12 protein-coding genes and 1 pseudogene are annotated in these 18789 nt (G+C 73.4%); 9 read left to right on the top strand and 4 right to left on the bottom strand.

The window, feature by feature from the left end:
* Positions 1–168: 168 nt before the first annotated feature.
* Complete coding sequence (locus tag WMF33_RS16730) at positions 169–927, bottom strand: CDP-alcohol phosphatidyltransferase family protein (RefSeq protein WP_437338067.1); 759 nt, start codon at positions 925–927, stop codon at positions 169–171.
* A 359-nt stretch (positions 928–1286) separates the two neighbouring features.
* On the opposite strand from WMF33_RS16730, the gene WMF33_RS16735 reads away from it, so the two are divergent.
* Positions 1287–5198 carry a M36 family metallopeptidase gene (locus tag WMF33_RS16735; RefSeq protein WP_437338068.1) on the top strand — a complete coding sequence of 1304 codons (3912 nt, stop codon included), beginning with the start codon at positions 1287–1289 and terminating at the stop codon, positions 5196–5198.
* A gap of 60 nt (positions 5199–5258) precedes the next feature.
* On the opposite strand, the gene WMF33_RS16740 is transcribed toward WMF33_RS16735, so the two are convergent.
* Positions 5259–6422 (bottom strand): serine/threonine-protein kinase, encoded by a 1164-nt coding sequence (locus tag WMF33_RS16740; RefSeq protein WP_437338069.1) that lies wholly within the window; start codon positions 6420–6422, stop codon positions 5259–5261.
* Positions 6423–6531: 109 nt separating this feature from the next.
* Here WMF33_RS16740 and WMF33_RS16745 point away from each other — a divergent pair, with 109 nt between their 5' ends.
* The 3 genes from WMF33_RS16745 (at position 6532) to WMF33_RS16755 (ending at position 9358) form a co-directional block, all read left to right on the top strand.
* The gene (locus WMF33_RS16745) at positions 6532–7278 is read left to right on the top strand and encodes a 2TM domain-containing protein (protein WP_437338070.1); all 747 of its coding nucleotides are present in this window, start codon (positions 6532–6534) and stop codon (positions 7276–7278) included.
* 213 nt (positions 7279–7491) lie between these two features.
* Positions 7492–7869 (top strand): DUF6289 family protein, encoded by a 378-nt coding sequence (locus WMF33_RS16750; protein ID WP_437338071.1) that lies wholly within the window; start codon positions 7492–7494, stop codon positions 7867–7869.
* A gap of 487 nt (positions 7870–8356) precedes the next feature.
* Positions 8357–9358, top strand: coding sequence for a helix-turn-helix transcriptional regulator (locus WMF33_RS16755; protein WP_437338072.1), 1002 nt, complete (start codon positions 8357–8359; stop codon positions 9356–9358).
* Here the strand turns inward: WMF33_RS16755 and WMF33_RS16760 are convergent.
* Positions 9259–9627: a GNAT family N-acetyltransferase gene (locus tag WMF33_RS16760; RefSeq protein WP_437338073.1), complete on the bottom strand. Its 369-nt coding sequence runs from the start codon at positions 9625–9627 to the stop codon at positions 9259–9261. The genes WMF33_RS16755 and WMF33_RS16760 overlap by 100 nt on opposite strands.
* 39 nt (positions 9628–9666) lie before the next feature.
* Here WMF33_RS16760 and WMF33_RS16765 point away from each other — a divergent pair, with 39 nt between their 5' ends.
* The 4 genes and pseudogenes from WMF33_RS16765 to WMF33_RS16780 form a co-directional block, all read left to right on the top strand.
* Complete coding sequence (locus tag WMF33_RS16765) at positions 9667–9792, top strand: hypothetical protein (RefSeq protein ID WP_437338074.1); 126 nt, start codon at positions 9667–9669, stop codon at positions 9790–9792.
* Positions 9793–10083: 291 nt separating this feature from the next.
* Positions 10084–11394, top strand: a complete 1311-nt coding sequence (locus WMF33_RS16770; RefSeq protein ID WP_061626714.1) for an MFS transporter — start codon at positions 10084–10086, stop codon at positions 11392–11394.
* Positions 11395–11807: 413 nt separating this feature from the next.
* Positions 11808–13022: an alpha/beta hydrolase gene (locus tag WMF33_RS16775; RefSeq protein ID WP_437338075.1), complete on the top strand. Its 1215-nt coding sequence runs from the start codon at positions 11808–11810 to the stop codon at positions 13020–13022.
* A gap of 199 nt (positions 13023–13221) precedes the next feature.
* Positions 13222–13569 (top strand): annotated as a pseudogene (locus WMF33_RS16780) (sigma factor-like helix-turn-helix DNA-binding protein); the annotation flags it as partial.
* A gap of 20 nt (positions 13570–13589) precedes the next feature.
* Here the strand turns inward: WMF33_RS16780 and WMF33_RS16785 are convergent.
* Positions 13590–14240, bottom strand: a complete 651-nt coding sequence (locus WMF33_RS16785; RefSeq protein WP_437338076.1) for a Uma2 family endonuclease — start codon at positions 14238–14240, stop codon at positions 13590–13592.
* 125 nt (positions 14241–14365) lie between these two features.
* Here WMF33_RS16785 and WMF33_RS16790 point away from each other — a divergent pair, with 125 nt between their 5' ends.
* Positions 14366–18772 carry a DEAD/DEAH box helicase gene (locus WMF33_RS16790; protein ID WP_437338077.1) on the top strand — a complete coding sequence of 1469 codons (4407 nt, stop codon included), beginning with the start codon at positions 14366–14368 and terminating at the stop codon, positions 18770–18772.
* Positions 18773–18789: the final 17 nt, after the last annotated feature.

The raw sequence follows: 18789 nt of genomic DNA on the forward strand, positions 1-18789 counted from the left end.
GGCTTCGGAGGCGTCCGGTTCGGTTTCGGATCGACCCGACCCCCCTCGGAGGGGTCGCGGGCAGGTCGGGACGTGGCGGAGCGGGCTTCGGAGGCGTCCGGTTCGGTTTCGGATCGACCCGACCCCCTCGGGAGGGGTCGCGGGCAGGTCGCGACCTCCCCAGGAGGGCTAGCCCCGCCCGAACCTGAGCAGCAGCCCGAGCCAGCCCCGCGCCAGGTAAAGGCCGTTGATCAGCACGTAGATCCAGAAGAACACGTCGAGCCGATCCGCGAGCGCGAACGCCCAGATGTGGCTCGGGTAGTGGTTCAGGAAGCGCAGGAACGTCGTCACGAGCGCCGCCGCCCGGGCGACGGGCGACCGCGGGCGCTCCTCCGTGACATTCTCGTAGTGCGCCGAGACCGACGTCTCCTTGCCGCTGATCTCCGGGCGGCGGACGAAGTTCGTCAGCGAGATCGCCGAGGCGATCACCGCGACCCCGACCACGCCCGCGAGCAGGAACCGCGGGTCGCCCGCGGGCCAGAGCGCGCCGTCGAGGCCGAGGCCGCCGGCGAGGAAGAAGCGCACCGAGAGGGCGCCCGAGAGGAGCACCGCCTTGAGCTCGTCCGTGAAGAAATCGAAGAGGTGACCCTCCTTCGACGCGATCTGCTTGTGGCGCGCGAGCATCCCGTCGGCGCAGTCGAGGAGGTAGCTCAGCTCGAGCACGCCGATGGCGACGAGGCCCCCCGCCGCCGTGGGCAGCGCGACGAGCAACGCCGCCGCGACAACGAACACGGCGAGGTTGAGCAGCGTGACCTGGTTCGGCGTGATCGAGGTCCGCGCGAGCAGCGCGACGACGCCGCCGGCGAGCGGGCGCATGACGTAGGTGTTGAAGAGCTGATCGTGCTTCTTCCGCGTGGCCAGGTAGATGCGCTTCGCTTCGCCGAGCATGGCGGGCGCATCCTAGAGCGGCGGTCCGACGGGAAGGGCACAAACCGCTCCGCGCCGCCCCGCCCGACGCACAATCCGCACCGCGCGCGGCGCGCGCCCCGTCTCCTGGCGCCTCCTCCCGCCCTCCGGGCGTGTTTCCTCCGGGCTTCGTCCCGGTAGCGAAGAGCCCGCCCGCCGCCGCCCGCCGCCGTCGCGGCCGCTCTCGCCGGGGTCAACGCCCGCCCCAAGCCGCCGAGCGGCTTCCCTCGTGCGGCGGGAACGTCTATCAAAGGGTCTTCATTCATCAGGCCGGTTTCCCCCTCGGGGACGAAGCGATCCGGCGGCACGACCGCTGTCCAGCCACGCACGGAGTAGATCGGATGAAGCGTTCCATTCGCGGTCTCACGCTCTCGCTCGCGCTCCTCGCCGGCTCGCTCGCGCACGCGGCCCCCGGCAAGCGGCCCGACCTCAACGCCTACCTGCGCGCGCCAAGCGCCGCGCGCGCCCTCGGCGCCGCGCGCGCCATCGGCGACGCGCGCGCCGCGGCCGCCGCCCGCGCCGCGCGCGCGGGCGGGGTCGTCACGTCCATCGACGAGCAGCGCGGCGCGCCGACCTTCCTGTGGGCCGCGAGCGGGGCCGCGCCGGCCGAGGCCCCGTCGGCCGTCGCCCCGGGCGCCACGCCGGAGGCCGCGGCCCGGCGCCACCTCGCCCGCTTCGCCGCGGCCTACGGCCTGTCCCGGGCCGCGCTGGAGGCGGCGCAGGTGGTCCACGTCCACGACCTCGGCCAGGGCCCCGTCATCGTCGTCCTGCGGCAGCGCGTCGACGGCGCCGACGTCTTCCAGACCGACGTGAAGGTGCTCATGCGCCAGGACCTCGCGCTCGTCGCCATCTCCGGCAACCTGCACCCGGCCGCCGTGCCCGCCATGGCGCGCGCGCGCCGCCATGCGTTCCGCCTCTCGCCGAGGCAGGCGCTCGGCCGGGCGCTCGAGGACCTCCACGGGATCCACCCGGGGCAGCGCGGCGTCGTCGATCTCCAGCGCCCCGCCGGCGACTACCAGGCGTTCGACCTCGCGCCGGGCAGCGCGCTCCGCGCCGCGGGCCTCCACCTGGTCGAGCCGGCCCGCGTGAAGAGGGTCTATTTCCCGATGCCGGAGGGGTTGATCCCGGCGTACTTCGTCGAGTTCATCTCGGGAGAGGTCGAGTCCGTCTCCTCGGACGCCTACGACTACGTGATCGCGGCCGACGACGGCCGCGTCCTCTACCGCCGCGACCTGATCGAGTACGACGCGTTCAACTACCGCGTCTGGGCCGAGACCACCGGCGACCGGCGGCCCCTCGACGGGCCCCAGGCCGACTTCCTGCCGCACCCGACCGGCATGCCGGACGGGTCGCAGCCGGACTTCATCCCGGCGCCGCTCGTCTCGATGGAGGGGTTCAACAAGGGCCCGGGCGGCGCCGCCGACCCCTGGCTGCCGAACGACGCGGTCCAGACCTTCGGCAACAACGTGGACGCCTACGCGGACCACCGGGCCCCCGACGGCTTCTCGAACGGCGACGTCCGGGCGACCCTCACCGCGGCGCGGACGTTCGACCACGTCTACGACCCGCTGCTCGATCCGGTGTCGAGCGAGGCGCAGACCATGGCCGCCGTGACCCAGCTGTTCTACGTGAACAACTGGCTGCACGACTGGTACTACGACTCGGGCTTCGACGAGGCCGCCGGCAACGCCCAGCTGGACAACATGGGCCGCGGCGGCCTCGGCGGCGATCCGCTGCACGCCGAGGCGCAGGACGGCGCCCTGGTGCCGAACGCCCAGCGCAACAACGCGAACATGAACGCGATGTCCGACGGCGCCTCGCCGCGGATGCAGATGTACCTCTGGAACAGCAAGGACGTCCGGCGCACGCTGACGCTCGACCCGGGCGGCGCGAGCCTGAGCACCGGCACGGCCGCGTTCGGGGCCGGGAACTTCAACCTCTCCGCCGAGATCGCGCTGGTCGACGACGGCGTCGACGCCACGCCCGACGACGCGGTGGATGGAACGCGGGACGGGTGCGAGGCGCCGGTCGCCGACGTCACGGGCAAGATCCTGCTCGTCGATCGGGGCGTCTGCTCCTTCAAGCAGAAGGCGGTGAACGCCCAGGCCGCCGGCGCGGCCGCGCTGATCATCGCCAACAACGCGCCCGGGGCCCCCGCGCCGGGCATGGGCAACGGCGCGCCGGAGGACGCCGTGGTGACCATCCCGGTGCTCTCCACCTCCTACGAGGAAGGGATCAGCCTCAAGGCCGCGCTCCTGGAAGGGACGGTCAGGGCGGCGATGGAGCGCGTGCTCGGCGTCGTGCGCGACGGGACGATCGACAACACCGTCACCGCGCACGAGTGGGGGCACTACATCCACCGGCGCCTGACCCAGTGCTTCACCGCGCAGTGCGGCGCGCAGAGCGAGGGCTGGGGCGACTTCATCGCGCTGCACATGGCGATCCGCGACGGCGACGACCTCGGCGGCACCTTCGCGACCGGGATCTACGCGTCGGAGGAGAGCGGCGAGAGCGCCTACTACGGCGGCCGCCGGGCGCCCTACACGATCAACTTCTCGAAGAACGGGCTCACGTTCAGGCACATCACGGACGGCGTCGAGCTCCCGGAGCACCCGATCCTCGAGGGCAGCGACCCGAGGAACTCCGAGGAGCACAACGCGGGCGAGATCTGGGCGCTCATGCTGTTCGAGGGCTACGTCGAGCTGCTCGCGCGCGAGGACGAGGGCGGCCGCATCTACACGCACGACGAGGCGCGGCGGCTCATGTCGGACATCGTCGTGGCGGGGATGAAGCTCGCGCCGGTGGACGCGACCTACACCGAGCAGCGGGACGCGCTGCTCGCGGCCGCGTTCGCGCGGAGCGAGGCCGACATGCTCGCGCTCGCCCACGGCTTCGCGCGGCGCGGCGCGGGGACGTGCGCGGTGTCCGCGCCGCGCGACTCGGAGGACTTCGCCGGCGTGGTCGAGAGCTTCGCGATGGCGCCGCTCGCCGCCGTCTCGCCGGGGGAGCCGGACGACGGCGTGCGCTCGTGCGACGACGACGGCTTCCTCGACGCGGGCGAGCGCGGCAAGGTGGCGATCGAGGTGCGGAACGCGGGGCCGTTGCCGCTCCTCGGCGCCGCGGCGATCGTCTCCTCGACGAACGAGCACCTGTCGTTCCCGGACGGGACCGCGATCCTGCTGCCCGATATCCCGGCGTTCGGGGCCGGGACGGTCGAGGTCGAGGTCGAGGTGGACGAGGCCGCGGTCGGGATCGAGGCGCTGGAGCTCCGCGTGGACGTCACCGCCCCCCGGGCGTGCGAGGTGATGGTCGCCGGCGTCGTCGGGGCGCGCGTCAACGTCGACGACGTGCCGGCGGCGTCGGCCGTCGATTCGGTCGAGAGCGAGGCGCCCGCCTGGTCGAAGGACGGCGACGAGGCGGACGCCATCTGGTCGCGCGAGAAGACGGATCTGACGAACCACGCGTGGCGCGGCGTCGACCACCCGAGCCTCTCCGACACGCAGCTCGTCTCGCCGCCGCTCTCGGTCGGCGAGGGCGAGCCGCTCGTGATCTCGTTCAAGCACCGGTACTCGTTCGAGATCTCGCCGGCGACGGAGGACGAGGCGGCGGTCCACTGGGACGGCGGGCTCATCGAGATCAGCGGCGACGACGGCGCGACGTGGCAGGACGTCGCGGCGTACGCGGATCCCGGGTACGGCGGCCCGATCGGCAACACGGTGGACGAGCCGTCGGTGAACCCGCTCGCCGGCCGCCAGGGCTTCGTCGGCGCGAACGAGGCCTGGCCCGATCCGGAGCAGGTGACGCTCGATCTCGGCGACGCGTTCGCGGGGAAGACGGTGCAGGTCCGCTTCCGCATCGGCACCGACGCCTACTCGGGCGATTTCGGCTGGGAGATCGACGACATCGAGATCCGCGGCATCGAGAACACGCCGTTCGGCGCGCTCGTCCCGGACGCGCCCGGGTGCGGCGATCCGGTCGGCGAGGGCGGCGCCGGCGGCGAGGGCGGGGCGGGCGGCGAGGGCGGCGGCGGCGGTGAGGGCGCCGCCGGCGGCGCGGGAGGCGCCCCGAGCGGCGAGGGCGGCGCGGGCGGCGGCGGAGCCGACGCGCCGACCGATGGCTCCCCGGTGGTCGCCGAGGGCGACGGCTGCGGCTGCCAGGTGCCCGGCGGCGGCGCGACCAGGACCGCGGGGCCGCTGGCCACGCTGCTGGCGATGGCGCTGCTCGGGCTGCGGCGGCGCCGGGGCGCGGCCTGACCGGGCGCGGCCCGGCGAGGCGCGATCCAGCGGACGCGGGCTGACGGGCCGCCGAGCCCGTCAGCGCCGCGCGCGGTGCGATGCGGGCGCGTCCGGCGGCTCGTCGCTCCACTCGACCGCGATCGATTCCTCGTTCGCGCCCGCGGGGCGCTCCCACTCGGTGGTGATCGATCCGCCGCTCACGGGCGGCTCGTCGCTCCACTCGACCGCGATGCTGTCGACGGCGGTCGGGCTGCTCGCGGGGCCCACCGGGACCGTGATCGGCCCGTTGTCGTCGTCCGGGGCGGCGGGCGCGCGCTGCCCGTGCAGCGTGATCGCGTCGGGATCGAGCGCGTGCGCGAACCGCGACGCGTACGGGGGCGGCTCGCGGCGCAGCAGGGCGAGGACGTCCTCGAGCATGAGGCGCGCGTCGGGGTAGCGCTGGTCGCGGTCGAAGGCGAGCGCGCGGTCGACGACGAGGCACACGTCGCGCGGCGCGTACGGCGCGCGCTGCGAGAGCGGCGGCGCCGGCTCCCGGCCCATCTTCAGCAGGAGGTCGAAGTCGGTGCTCGCCTCGTGCACGTGGCGGCCGGCGATCAGCCGGAACATGGTGGCGCCGACGGCGAACAGATCGGCGCGGGCGTCGATGTCGCGGCCCTTGGCCTGCTCCGGCGGCATGTACGGCGTCGTGCCGAGCACGAGGCCCATCCGCGTGAGCTCCCCCTGGAGGCTGGAGTCCTGCCGGATCCGCGCGAGGCCGAAATCGAGGACCTTGATGCGCGGGCCGCCGGCGGGCGCGGGCGTGGACGCGGGGGCCTCGCGGACGACGTACAGGTTGGGCGGCTTGATGTCGCGGTGGATGATCCCCTGCGCGTGCGCCGCGCCGAGCGTGTCGAGCACCTGCGCGGCGAAGCCGAGCACCTCGGCGAGCGGCAGGCCGCCCAGGCGGCGCTCGCGCTCGGCGAGCGACTCGCCCTCGAGCAGCTCCATGACGAGGAACGGCGCGCCGTCCTCGGCGACGTCGATGTCGCGGATCTCGACGGCGCCCGGGTGGCGGAAGCGGTTCGCGGCCTGCGCCTCGCGCTCGAACCGGTCGCAGATCTCCTTCGACTGCGCGGCCTGCGGGTGGAGGATCTTGAGCGCGTCGCGGCGCCCGATGCGGTGGACGCCGACGTACACGGCGGCCATGCCGCCGGCGCCGAGCAGCCGCTCCAGCGTCCACTTGTTGCGGATCGTGGTCCCCACGCGTTGTAAGGCCGTGTCGCTGCTCATGGGGTCCTTGCTGGGCCCATGGAAGCGGGGCGGGCGCACGCGGTCAAGCGTATGCTCTCCGCGCGCGGGGGAAGGCAGAGCGATGGCGAAACCGGACAAGCAGAGCGGGCGGCGGTACACCGAGGCCGAGGTGCGGGCGATCCTGGAGCGCGCCCTCCGGGACGCGCAGGCGCGCGACGTCGGCCATGACGAGCTGGTCGCGGCCGCGGAGGAGATCGGCATCTCGCGGGGCGCGATCGAGGCCGCGTCGCGCGACATCGAGCATGTCCGGGGCGAGGAGGAGGCGCGCGCGGCGATCCTCGCGCGCCGGCGCAGGGGGTTCCGCTCGCACCTGTTCTCGTTCCTCGTCGTGAACGCGTTCCTCTTCGCGGTCAACGCGCTCACGCCCGGGCCGTGGTGGTTCTTCTGGCCGCTGCTCGGCTGGGGCCTGGGGCTCGCCTTCCATGCGCGCGCCGCGCTCTCCAGCGACGTGTCCCCGCGGCAGCTCCGGCGGGCGATCGAGCGCAGCGCCGCGCTGGCGCAGCGGGAGGAGCACCGGCGGCTGAAGGAGCGGCGCAGGGCGGAGCAGCTCGAGCGCAAGCAGCGCCTCGAGCGGAGCGCGGAGGAGCTCGGGCACGCCGTCGAGGAGGGCGTCGCGACGGTGCTGTCGCGGATCGCGCAGGAGATCCGCGGCAGCGCGCCGCCGCCGCCGTCGCCCGAGGACGCGCGGCGCGGGCGGCGGATCGCGCCGCTCGGCGCGGACGAGGCCGGGGCGGACGACGCCGAGTCCGAGGCGCTCGGCGAGGAGGAGGCGGATCGCGCGGCCCGGCGAGGCCGCGGCGGGCGCTGACGGCGGCGGGTGGCGCGAACGCACAACCGAATGGCGCGTTCGTGAACGCGCGCCCACCGCCCCGCGCGTACACATCCTCACGACGATCGCGCGACGGGCGCGCCCTTCGCTCACCCCGGCTGCGCGCCGACCCGCTGCCGCGGGCGGGCGCCGGGGTGCGCGTTCGCGCCATCACAACGAGGGAGTAAGCAGACCATGCTGAAGAACATCTTGATGGCTCTCGGACTCGCCACCTCTGTTGCCGCCTGCATGGCCGAGCCGAGCGAATCGGCACCTGAGGCCGAGGCGGTCGCCGGCGAGGAGGCCGTGGACTCCGCCGAGCAGGCGCTGATGTCGACCGGCTTCACCCGGACCTATTACAGCGACAGCTCGTTCAAGACACCGATTGGCGTCGAGACCCGCGACTGCGACCCCGATTATAATGAGTTCTTCGGAGAAGCGTCGAGGTACTACAAGCAGCGTCGCTACAACTGCCCCGGCAGCACCATGCCCGGGCTTCCGTCGACGAACTGTTACATCTGCTACGACAACGCGGTCCCCGGCGGCCCGCCGTCCGTGGCGTGCGTCGGCTCCTCGTGCCCGGCCTTCTGAGCGGACGCGGCGCGGACTGAGCAGGCTCGGCGCGGACTGAGCAGGCTCGGCGCGGACTGAGCAGGCTCGGCGCGGACCGAGCAGGCCCGGTGCGGACCGAGCAGGCTTGGCGCTGGAGCCCCGGTGGTGCGCCGACCTGCGCCAGCCCCGATGGCCCAGGTTGGCGCGGTCCTAACGCCGGCACCCGGGGCGGCGGTGGCCTACGCGCGCCGGTGCGGACGGCGCGGGGGGCCGGGGCGCGCGCGCTCCGGAAAGCGCGCGGAGAGGCGGGCCCCGCGAGGGCGTGGAGGCGGCTGGCGCCGAGGCGAGGGGCGCGGCCGGGCGCGTGGCATGTCGAGTGCGTTAGTCAGGCTAACGAACTGACCAACCGACAACCCGAGCCCTCCGCGTCGGCGCTGAACGGCCGCAGCGCGCTCCGCGCGCCGCGGCGTACAGCGCTCGATCGATGGCGCACGTCCGATGTCCGCCAATGGTCTCTCTCGACGAGTTGAAGAGCGCTTCCAGCATCGATGAGCTCCTGGTCGATCCGATCGGCAAGTACTTCGTCGACCCGACGTTCGTCTTCTGGTACCCCGAGCGCGCCTTCAAGGGGTTCTCGCTGTGGGGGCGGCCGAGCGCCGGCGACATCGAGCGCCTCAATCGGCTGAACGACGCGGTGCTGACGCCGCACGGCGGCCGTCACGTGTCGTTCGTCGACCTCCAGGGCCTCGAGGGCGCCGACCCGGCGGCGTTCGCGTCGATGGCGGCTTACCTCTCGGCGCGCTGGCAGCCGTTTCGCGAGCTGGTCCTACGGCAGGCGCTGGTGCGGCCGCCGGGCTTCGCCGGCGCCGTGGTCTCCGGCTTTTACGAGGTCCTGAAGCCTTCGTTCCCGGTCGCCGTGTTCGACGGCATCGGCGAGGCGCTCGCCTGGCTCGGCTTTGGCGATCGCGAGGCGCTGGTCGGGCGCGTGATCGGGCTGCGAGAGCAGGCCGGCGAGGCCGCCGGCGTGCTCGGCTCGCTTCGGCGCTTGCTCTGCGCGTCGCCCTGCCGGCCCACCCTGGCGGAGGCGGCGCGGGCGCTCCACCTCTCCGAGCGCTCGTTGCAGCGGCACCTGCGGCGAGCCGGCACGACGTTCCAGGCCGAGGTGAACGCCGCGCGGGTGCGCGTCGCCCAGGGGAGGATGCTCACGGGCGACGACAGCCTGACGACGATCGCGCTCGACGTGGGCTGCGCGTCGGCGCAGCACTTCAGCGCGATGTTCCGCAAGGCGACGGGGCAGAGCCCGAGCGAGTGGCGGGCGCGCGCGCGCGGCGCGCCCCGCCGCGCCGCGCCCAGGAGCGGAGCCCTTGCGGCTCTGCCTCCGCACGGGCCTGCGCTTCCTGTGCTCCGCCGGGGCTCGTCCGGCGGCGGTCAGCGCGGCCCGGGGAGATCTTTGCCCATGCACACGCTGAGCGGCGAGCCCAGGTACTCGCCGAACGGCGGGATCTCCACGAAGCCCGCGCGGCGGTAGAGCGCGATCGCCTCGGGCTGCCTCACCCCGGTCTCGAGCACGAGGCGCGTCCGGCCGAGGGCCAGCGCCTGCTCCTCGAGCGCGCGGAGGATGGACAGGAGGGCCATCAACCACGACCGCACGATGCCTGTCCGGACACGGACCCAGCGCTCAGGCGGGCCCTGCTGGAATCGGCCCGCGAGCTCTACTCGAGCCTTCGACCGAGGTCGCTCATCCGGATCGACCTGCGCGCCGACGAGCACAAGCGTCTTTACGTCCTCAAGGCCCATCCGAAGGCGGATCTGAAGAACCCCCTGAGCCTGGTCGTCATGGGTCTCCCCGAGATGGGCATGTCGTACGAAGATCTGATCTTCATCCTGCTCGCCGACCGCGCCATGGACCTGTTCCGCTTCGACCGCTCGCGGGTGGCGCACCTCCTCGCGCTGGCTGCGTGAGGACGTGCTCGGCGGTCGGGGCGCCAGGCAGGCGCCGCGGCGGGGGAGTGGCACGATGCCGGACGTCATCATGACGAAGAGCGATCGCCGGCACCGCAACTTCGTCTGATCCGTGCCGTGACGTCGCGAGGAACAGCGCAATGTGGGGCGTAACGGCGACCCACAGCCAAACGCATTTTAATCAGCGTGCAGCGCGCGCAGCGTGGCTGTACGTTGGGACGGCCGCTATGAGAGCTTGACTTTAGGATCGAGTTTGGATTTCCTAACATATGGAGAGGATTGGAGGATGGCATGCGGCACGCAGGGGGCGCGGCCCCGGACATCGGCCCCGCGACCCTGAACCCGGACATCGGGCCCGCGACCCTGAAGCGGATCACCCGTCACCTGATGCCGCTCTTCTGCCTGATGTACCTGATCGCGTACATCGACCGGCAGAACGTCTCCTACGCCAAGCTGGAGATGGTGGGCGCCCTGGGCCTCACCGAAGCCGCCTACGGCCTCGGCGCCTCGCTGTTCTTCCTCGGCTACTTCCTGTTCGAGGCGCCGGCCAACCTGATCCTCGTCCGCGTCGGCGCCCGGGTCTGGTTCAGCCGGATCATGGGCACCTGGGGCCTCGTCACCATCGCGCTGGGGTTCACCCAGAGCCCGGCCATGTTCTTCGTCCTGCGCTTTCTGCTGGGCGTGGCGGAGGCCGGGTTCTTCCCGGGCGTGCTCTATGTCCTGACCCTCTGGTACCCGCAGGCGCACCGCGCCCGCATGATCGGCGCCTTCATGATCGCCAGCGCCGTGGCCAACGCGGTGGGGTCCGTCATCGGCGGCGCGCTGCTCGACCTCGACGGCCTCCTGGGACTGGCCGGCTGGCAATGGGTGTTCGTGGCCACCGGCGCTCCCGCCGTCCTGCTCGCGCCCTACGTCCTCTGGCGCCTGCCGAGCCACCCCGAGCAGGCCCGCTTCCTCACCCCCGACCAGAAGGCCTGGCTCGCCAGTACCCTTGCCGCGGAGCCCCGCCAACAGGCGGAAGGCTCCCCCTGGCGGGCCTTGCTGGACATACGAGTGATGGCGCTCGCCGGACTGTATGTCGGTTTGCCGCTCGGCGCTTACGGCCTCAGCTACTGGCTGCCCACCCTCGTGAAGGGCTTCGGCGCCTCCAACGTCCAGAACGGCTTCATCAACGTCATCCCCTGGGTCTTCGTCGCCTTGGCGCTCTGGTGGGTGCCGCGCCATGCCGCCCGCAACGGCGTCAGCGCCTGGCACATCTCCGGCCCCATGCTGCTGGGCGCCCTCACCTTGGTGCTGAGCGTGGTCGTGCCGGGCGCAGCGCCAAAGTTCGCCCTGCTATGCGTCGCCGCCGCCGCCATCTTTGCCGGCCAGCCGGTGTTCTGGAGCGTGCCCCAGAAGATCCTCGCGGGCCCGCACGCCGCCGCCGGCATCGCCGCCATCAACTCGGTGGGCAACCTCGGCGGATTCGTGGCCCAGAACGTGGTGCCGCGCATCTACGACGCGACCGGCAGCCAGCTCGCCCCCATGCTGTTCCTGGCCGGCTGCCTGATCATCGCCGGCGTCAGCATCCAGGTGCTCGTCCCCCGGCTGGCGGACTGGTAGGGCGCCGGCGGAATCAGCCGGACGCGCCGAGCGTGCCGGTGGCGATCGCCCTCTTCCGCGTTCGCCCTGCAATTCGCATTTCGCAGGTCGTGGCTGTGGAGTGAAGGCGGCGCCTTCGATGCGTGAATCAATGGTTGAGATGGCGTCGCTTTTTCCGGGGGTGGTGGATCGCATTCGATGTGCCGCATCGGCCGGTTGAAGACAAGGCTCGACCATCGAGGAGCTTGACATTTGAATCGCTTTTTGATTCCCTAGCCCAGTTGCTCTCCGGAACGCCTGAGGCGTAGTTTTGCACGCCACCTGCAGCGCGCTGCGCGCTTAGGACACCGCGGTGAGAATGCAAAATGCGCCAATGCATTGATGGCGCGGGCTACGGAATTCGATTTTGGCACTGATGCGCGTTGGAGGTCCTCATGCACCTAAAGAACTGGCCTGCTGTCCTTTCGCTCTCGGTCATCTCTGTCCTCCCCGCCGCGGTGTATGCCAGCGACCCCGCTAACCTTCCCGTTCCGCCCGCGGGTTTCGATGCCAAGAACCCCGGCATTCCCCATGGGAAGCTGGACGTCTCCGTCAGCTATCCGACCCGGAACTACGGAATGCGGAAGGTGACGGTTTATATGCCGCCGGGGTATTCGACGGACCGGAAATATCCTGTCGTTTACCTGCATCATGGAATCGGCGGCAATGAGGTTTCCTGGATCGGCCAGGGGAGCAACGAAGGCAATGCCGACAACATCATGGACTATCTGTACTCGAAGAACTTGGCCAAACCCATGATCGTTGTGATGCCCAGCGGCAAGATGGACGGAGCGGACGATTTCGCGCGCTTCGCGAATTTCGGGGACGTCCTGCTCAACGACCTGATCCCCTGGGTCGAGAGGACGTATTCCGCCGCGACGGATGCCGATTTGCGGGCCATCTCCGGCCTGTCAATGGGTGGGGGGCAGACCTTCAACTTCGGGTTCCCTAATACCGATGTTTTCCACTACATCGGGCCGTATTCGGCTGCGCCCAACACCCAGCAGCCAAGTCAGACCATCAGGGATGTGGCTGCGGTCAAGGAGAACGTGAAGCTCATCTTCATCTCTTGCGGGAGTACGGACGGGCTGATCGGCAACAGCAAAAATTATCACGACTTCCTGGACGCGAACAACATCGACCATATTTACCAGATCGAGCCGAATGAAGGCCATACCAAGACCGTCTGGAACCGCAGCTTTTACAACTTCGCCCAACGCATTTTCCTCGACGATGGCGCGACGGGCGGCGGCGGGGCCGGCGGCGGCGGCGGGGCGGGCGGCGGCGGGGCGGCCGGCGGCGAGGCGGGCGGCGGCGGGGCGGGCGGGGCCTCGGGCGACGGCGGTAGTGCAGGGGACGGAGGCGGAAACGGCGGGGGCGCGACCGGAGGTGATGCCGTCACGACAGGCGGTTCTCCAGCGACTGGCGGGCAGGTCGCGAGCAGTGGGAGCAGCGGCACCGACGAAGGTACGCCCCCGACGGACGACTCTGGCTGCAGCTGCTCGGTCCCCGGGTCCAACCCCGGAACGCCGCCTTGGCGCTTCGGGCTCTATCTTGCGGCAATCGGCGCCGTCCTCTTCAGAGCGCGAGCAAGACGGAATCAAGGCTGATCCGTCGAGCGTCGCTCCGTGCGGCTTCACGCGAGGAGCCATAGGCGTCTTGCCGGCTCCGTCGAGCGGCGCCGGACTCGGTCGGCGAGCGAGGCAGATCGTCGAGACCCTTCGGGCTCCTCTATACCTCTATCACCTCTCCACGAGCTGGCTCCACCTCGGGATCGAGGAGTAGCGGTCGCTGCTCTTCCTCGTGCTCATGGTCGCCGGGCAGGCCCCCGGCGCTCTTCGTCGCGCGGCGCTCGCGCTGTCCTCGGTCGCCGGGCTGTCGACGGACGAGATCGCGCGCGCGTTCCTGGTCGGAAGAGACGCCATGGAGCGCCGGCTGTGCCGCGCGCGCGAGCGGCTCCGCGAGCGCCGCGTGCGCTACGAGGTGCCGGCTCCGGCCGAGGCGCCGTCGCGGATGCACGCTGCGCTCGCGGCGATCCACCTGATCTTCAACGAGGGATATTGGTCGACCGGCGATGACGCGCCCATCCGTGGCGATCTCGTGCGACTCTCGCCGCACCTCGTTCGGACCCTCGACGCGCTGCTGCCCCGGGTGCCGGAGGTGCAGGGGCGGCGCCGCTACTCGGGCTGCTCGCCGAGCGGCGCCTCGCCGGATTCAGGGCCGAGCCGCTCGACCTCGCCCCAGAGGGCGTCGAGGTCGAGCGTGAGCCCCTCGAGGCCCGGCACGCCGGAGACCACGCCGTCCGCCGCGGCGCGCGCGTGCACGTACCGGCCGTCCGCGCCGAGCTCCAGGAGATCGAGCGTCGCTGCCTGCGGGTCGATGAGCCAGTACCAGCGCACCCCGAAGAGCGCGTATTCGTGCAGCTTCTCCACGCGGTCCCGGCGCGCGTCGCGCGGCGACGGAGAGAGCACCTCGACCATGATGTCGGGCGGGACGCGGATCACGCCGCGGCGCGGCGGCTTGCGGCTCCCGGGCAGGTACGCGGAGGCGTCGGGCTTGCGGCCCGACGAGGAGGTCACGGCGAACTTCGCCTCGGAGCCGAGCACCAGCCCGCCCCGCGCGATCAGCCAGCTCCGGAGCACCCCGACGACCCAGGCCACGACGACCTCGTGAACCGCGTCCGGCACCTCTTCCTCCGCGAGCACGCCGTCCACGAGCTCGCCAGGCTCGTCTTCCGGCAGGCTGGTCCAGTCGGCCAGGGTCAGCCTCGGCCTGGCCGGCGCCTCGCTGACCGCGCTCTGCCCGATGACGACTGCGCCCTGCACCATGATGACGGGTCCAGCGTAGCACGCCGTCGCCGGTCTCCTCGGGGCATCGCCCGGGCCCCGCGGCGGGCCGGCGCTTCCCGCCCTCCCGCTTCCGCCCCGCGGCCGCCCCGGCTACCCTCGGCCGGATGTTTCACCCCGTCGTCGACCGGTGGTTCCAGGGGCGCTTCGGCGCCCCCGCCCCCGCGCAGGAGCGCGCCTGGCCGGTCATCGCGGCCGGCCGCGACACGCTGATCTGCGCGCCGACCGGCGCCGGCAAGACGCTCGCCGCCTTCCTCTTCTGCCTCGACCGGCTCGTCCGCGACGCGGCGCGGGGCGCCCTCGAGGACCGCACCGACGTCCTCTACATCTCGCCGCTCAAGGCGCTCTCCCACGACGTCCACCGCAACCTCGAGCAGCCCATCGCCGAGATCTCGGCGGCCATGCGGGAAGCGGGCCTGCCCGCGCCGGGCATCCGCGCCGTCGTGCGCACCGGGGACAGCCCGGCGCAGGAGCGGCGCGCCATGGCCGCCCGGCCGCCGCACGTGCTCGTCACCACGCCGGAGTCGGCGTTCATCCTGCTGACGAGCGAGTCGGGGCGGCGCGCGCTCGCCGGGGTGCGCACCGTCATCGTCGACGAGGTCCACGCCGTCGCCGGGGACAAGCGCGGCGCCCACCTCGCGCTCACGCTCGAGCGGCTCGAGGACCTCGTGATCTCCCGCGGCGGCGCCCGGCCGCAGCGCGTGGGCCTCAGCGCCACGGTGCGCCCGATCGAGATCGCCGCCCGGCTCGTCGCCGGCGCGCGCGCGCTGCCCGAGATCGTCGACGTCGGGCACCGGCGGGACCTCGACCTCGCCGTCGAGGTGCCCCGCGACGAGCTCGGCGCGGTCTGCACGAACGAACAGTGGGCCGAGATCTACGACCGCATCGCGGCGCTCGCGGGGGAGGCGCGCTCGACCCTGGTCTTCGTCAACACGCGCCGCCTGGTCGAGCGGGTCGCGCACGCGCTCGCCGAGCGGATCGGCGAGGACATCGTCGCGGCCCACCACGGCAGCCTCTCGCGGGCCCGGCGCCTCTCGGCCGAGCGGCGGCTCAAGGCGGGGGAGCTCCGCGTCGTGGTCGCGACCGCGTCGCTCGAGCTCGGCATCGACGTGGGCGCGGTCGACCTCGCCTGCCTCGTGGGCTCGCCGCGGTCGATCAACGTCGCCCTCCAGCGCATCGGCCGCTCGGGCCACGCGCTCGCGGCGACGCCGCGCGGGCGGCTCTTCCCGCTGACGCGCGACCAGCTCGTCGAGTGCGCGGCGATCGTGCGCGCGGCGCGGCGCGGGGAGCTCGACCGGATGACGTCGCGCGAGGGGCCGCTCGACGTGCTGGCGCAGCAGATCATCGCCGCGTGCGCGTGCGAGGAGCGGGACGAGGAGGGGCTCTACGCGCTCGTCCGGCGGGCCGCGCCGTACGAGGGCCTGTCGCGCCGCGAGTTCGACGCGATCGTGGCCATGGTGTCGGGCGGCGCCGCGGGCCCCGGCGGCGAGGGCGCCTCCGTGGCCCGGGGCGCGCGGCAGCGGGCCGGGTCGCTCGTCTACCGCGACGCCATCGGGGGCCGGCTGCGCGGGCGGCGCGGCGCGCGGCTCGCGGCGCTCACGTCGGGCGGGGCGATCCCGGACCTCGCGGCCGTCGACGTGGTGCTCCAGCCCGACGGCACGAAGGTCGGCACCCTCGACGAGGACTTCGCGATCGAGTCGTCCGCGGGCGACGTGTTCCTGCTGGGCAACACCTCGTGGCGCGTGCTCCGGCTGGAGGGCGGGCAGATGTGGGTCGAGGACGCCCACGGCGCCGCGCCGACGGTGCCGTTCTGGCTCGGCGAGGCGCCCGCGCGCACGCCGGAGCTCTCGGCCGAGGTCGCGGCGCTCCGCGCCGAGGTCGCCGCGCGGCTCGAGGAGGAGCGCGCCGAGGCCGGCCGGCCGGGGGCGCGGCGCGGCGAGGGCGGCGGCGAGGACGCGCGCGCGGCGAGGTCGCTGGCCGCGCGGTGGCTCATGCAGGAGTGCGCGCTCGACGCGCGCGGCGCGCTGCTCGTGCGCGACTACATCGAGGCCGGGCGCGCGGCGCTCGGCGCGGTCCCGGGCGGCGCGACCGTGGTGGTCGAGCGCTTCTTCGACGAGGCCGGGGGGCAGCAGATCGTCGTGCACACGCCGCTCGGCGGCAAGGTGAACCGCGCGCTCGGGCTCGCGCTCCGCAAGCGCTTCTGCCGCTCGTTCGACTTCGAGCTCCAGGCGGCGGCGACCGACGACGGCGTGCTGCTGTCGCTCTCGGCGGAGCACGGGCTGCCGATCGAGGACGTGCTCGATCTCGTCCGCCCCGAGGGCCTCGAGGAGGTGCTGGTGCAGGCGGCGCTCCAGGGCCCGATGTTCCGCACGCGGTTCCGCTGGGCCGCGTCCCGCGCGCTCGCGCTGCTCCGCTTCCGCGGGGGCCGGCGGGTGCCGCCGGCGCTCCAGCGCATGCGCGCCGACGACCTCCTGCTCTCGATCTTCCCCGAGCAGCAGGGGTGCCAGGACAACCACGGGCTCTTCGCGCACGTCGACCCGCCGGACCACCCGCTCGTCCGCGAGGCGCTGCGCGACTGCCTGACCGAGCTCATGGACGTCGAGGGGCTGCGCAGCCTGCTCGTCGGCCTGCGCAGCGGGGCGATCCAGGTCGTCGCGCTCGACACGCCGGAGCCGAGCGTCTTCTCGCACGAGATCCTGAACGCGAACCCCTACGCGTTCCTCGACGACGCCCCGCTGGAGGAGCGGCGGGCCCGCGCGGTCCGGGTGCGGCGCGGGCTCCCGGTGGAGGTGTCGGAGCGGCTGGGCGGGCTCGATCCCGCGGTCATCGCCGAGGTCGTCGCCGAGGCGCGGCCGGAGGTGCGCGACGCGGACGAGCTGCACGAGCTCCTGCTCGACCGGGTCGCGCTGCCCGCCGAGGAGGGGATCCGGAGCGGCTTCGCGCGGCTCTTCGAGGCGCTCTGCGCCGCGGGGCGGGCGGCGGAGGTGCGCGCCGCGCGCGACGCCGGCGCAGGGTCGCCGGCCGCGCCGCGCTGGGTCGCGACGGAGCGGCGGCCGCTCGTCGAGGCGATCTGGCCCGGGGCCGCGTTCGCGCCCGACGTCGCCGTGCCGCCCGCGCTGCGCCCCGAGGGCGGGGGCGAAGACCGCGGCGCCGCGATCACGGCGCTCGTGCGCGGCTTCCTGAGCGCCGCGGGGCCGGTCTCGACCGAGGAGCTCGCGCGGCGGCTCGACGTGCCCGCCGACGAGGCGCTGTCCGCGCTCGCGCGGATCGAGCTCGCGGGCGGCGCGCTGCGCGGGCGCTTCCTGAGGGGCGCGCCGGGCGATCTATGCGATCTGTCGATCGAGTGGTGCGACCGCCGCCTCCTCGCGCGCATCCACCGCCGCACCGTCACGGGCCTGCGCAAGGCGATCGAGCCGGCGACCGCGGCGGAGCTCATCCGGTTCCTCCTCGCGTGGCAGGGCGTGGCGCCGGGCACCCAGGCGCGCGGGCCGGGGGGGCTCGGGCGGGTGATCGAGCAGCTGCAGGGCTTCGAGCTCGCCGCCGGGGCGTGGGAGAGCGAGGTGCTGCCCGCGCGCGTGGCCGGTTACGACGAGGGGCTGCTCGACGCGCTCTGCCTGTCCGGCGAGGTGGCCTGGGGCCGCGTGGTCCCGCGCGACGCGTCGGCGCCCACGCGCGCGGCGCCGATCACGCTGGCCCTGCGGCGCGATCTCCCGTGGCTGCTCGCGCCGCGGGAGGCCGAGGGCGAGCCGCCGCCGGCGTCGCTCTCGGAGCCGGCGCAGGGCGTGCTGTCGTTCCTCGGGCGGGCGGGCGCGTCGTTCTTCGACGACATCGCCGCGGGCGCGGGCCGGTCCCGGGCCGAGGTCGAGGAGGCGCTCTGGGAGCTCGTCGCCGCCGGGCTCGTGACCGGCGACGGCTTCGCGGCGCTGCGCTCGCTGCTCGGCGGCGGCGCCGCCGCGCCCGTCGCGCTGGGCGCCGGCCGCTTGCGGGGCGGGTCGCGCCGGGCGGGGCCCGTCGCGTCGGGCCGGTGGTCGCTGCTGCGGGCGCGCCCGGACGCGCCCGGCGCCGGCGCGGACGGGGCCGACGGCCTCGACGTCGTCGAGGCGCTCGCGCACCAGTACCTCCGCCGCTACGGCGTGGTCTGCCGCGAGCTGCTCGCGCGCGAGCCGCGGCCGCCGGCGTGGCGCGACCTCCTGCGGGTCTACCGGCGGCTCGAGATGGCCGGGCAGATCCGGGGCGGCCACCTCATCGCCGGCTTCGTGGGCGAGCACTTCGCGCTGCCCGAGGCGCTCGACGGGCTCCGCGCCGTCCGGCGCGAGCCCCCGTCCGGGGAGATCGTCCAGCTGTGCGCGTGCGATCCGCTGAACCTCGTGGGCATCGTCACGCCGGGGCCGCGCATCCCGGCCGCGCTCGGTCACGTGGTGATCTACCGCGATGGAGTCCCGCTCGCGCCCATCGCCCCCGCGGCGGGCGAGCGGCCCCGGGCGCAGGCCGCGTTCTCGCGAGCAGCGGTGTGAGCGTTCCGCCGCGCTCC

It is taken from the genome of Sorangium sp. So ce394 (genome assembly GCF_051474665.1).
Classification (GTDB): Bacteria; Myxococcota_A; Polyangia; order Polyangiales; family Polyangiaceae; genus Sorangium; species Sorangium cellulosum_D.

Coding starts and splice junctions, on each gene's coding strand:
- WMF33_RS16730 (WP_437338067.1), bottom strand. CDS start 927: ATGCTCGGCGAAGCGAAGCGCATCTACCTGGCCACGCGGAAGAAGCAC.
- WMF33_RS16735 (WP_437338068.1), top strand. CDS start 1,287: ATGAAGCGTTCCATTCGCGGTCTCACGCTCTCGCTCGCGCTCCTCGCC.
- WMF33_RS16745 (WP_437338070.1), top strand. CDS start 6,532: ATGGCGAAACCGGACAAGCAGAGCGGGCGGCGGTACACCGAGGCCGAG.
- WMF33_RS16750 (WP_437338071.1), top strand. CDS start 7,492: ATGGCTCTCGGACTCGCCACCTCTGTTGCCGCCTGCATGGCCGAGCCG.
- WMF33_RS16760 (WP_437338073.1), bottom strand. CDS start 9,627: ATGGGCCTTGAGGACGTAAAGACGCTTGTGCTCGTCGGCGCGCAGGTC.
- WMF33_RS16765 (WP_437338074.1), top strand. CDS start 9,667: ATGGGTCTCCCCGAGATGGGCATGTCGTACGAAGATCTGATCTTCATC.
- WMF33_RS16770 (WP_061626714.1), top strand. CDS start 10,084: ATGCGGCACGCAGGGGGCGCGGCCCCGGACATCGGCCCCGCGACCCTG.
- WMF33_RS16775 (WP_437338075.1), top strand. CDS start 11,808: ATGCACCTAAAGAACTGGCCTGCTGTCCTTTCGCTCTCGGTCATCTCT.
- WMF33_RS16785 (WP_437338076.1), bottom strand. CDS start 14,240: ATGGTGCAGGGCGCAGTCGTCATCGGGCAGAGCGCGGTCAGCGAGGCG.
- WMF33_RS16790 (WP_437338077.1), top strand. CDS start 14,366: ATGTTTCACCCCGTCGTCGACCGGTGGTTCCAGGGGCGCTTCGGCGCC.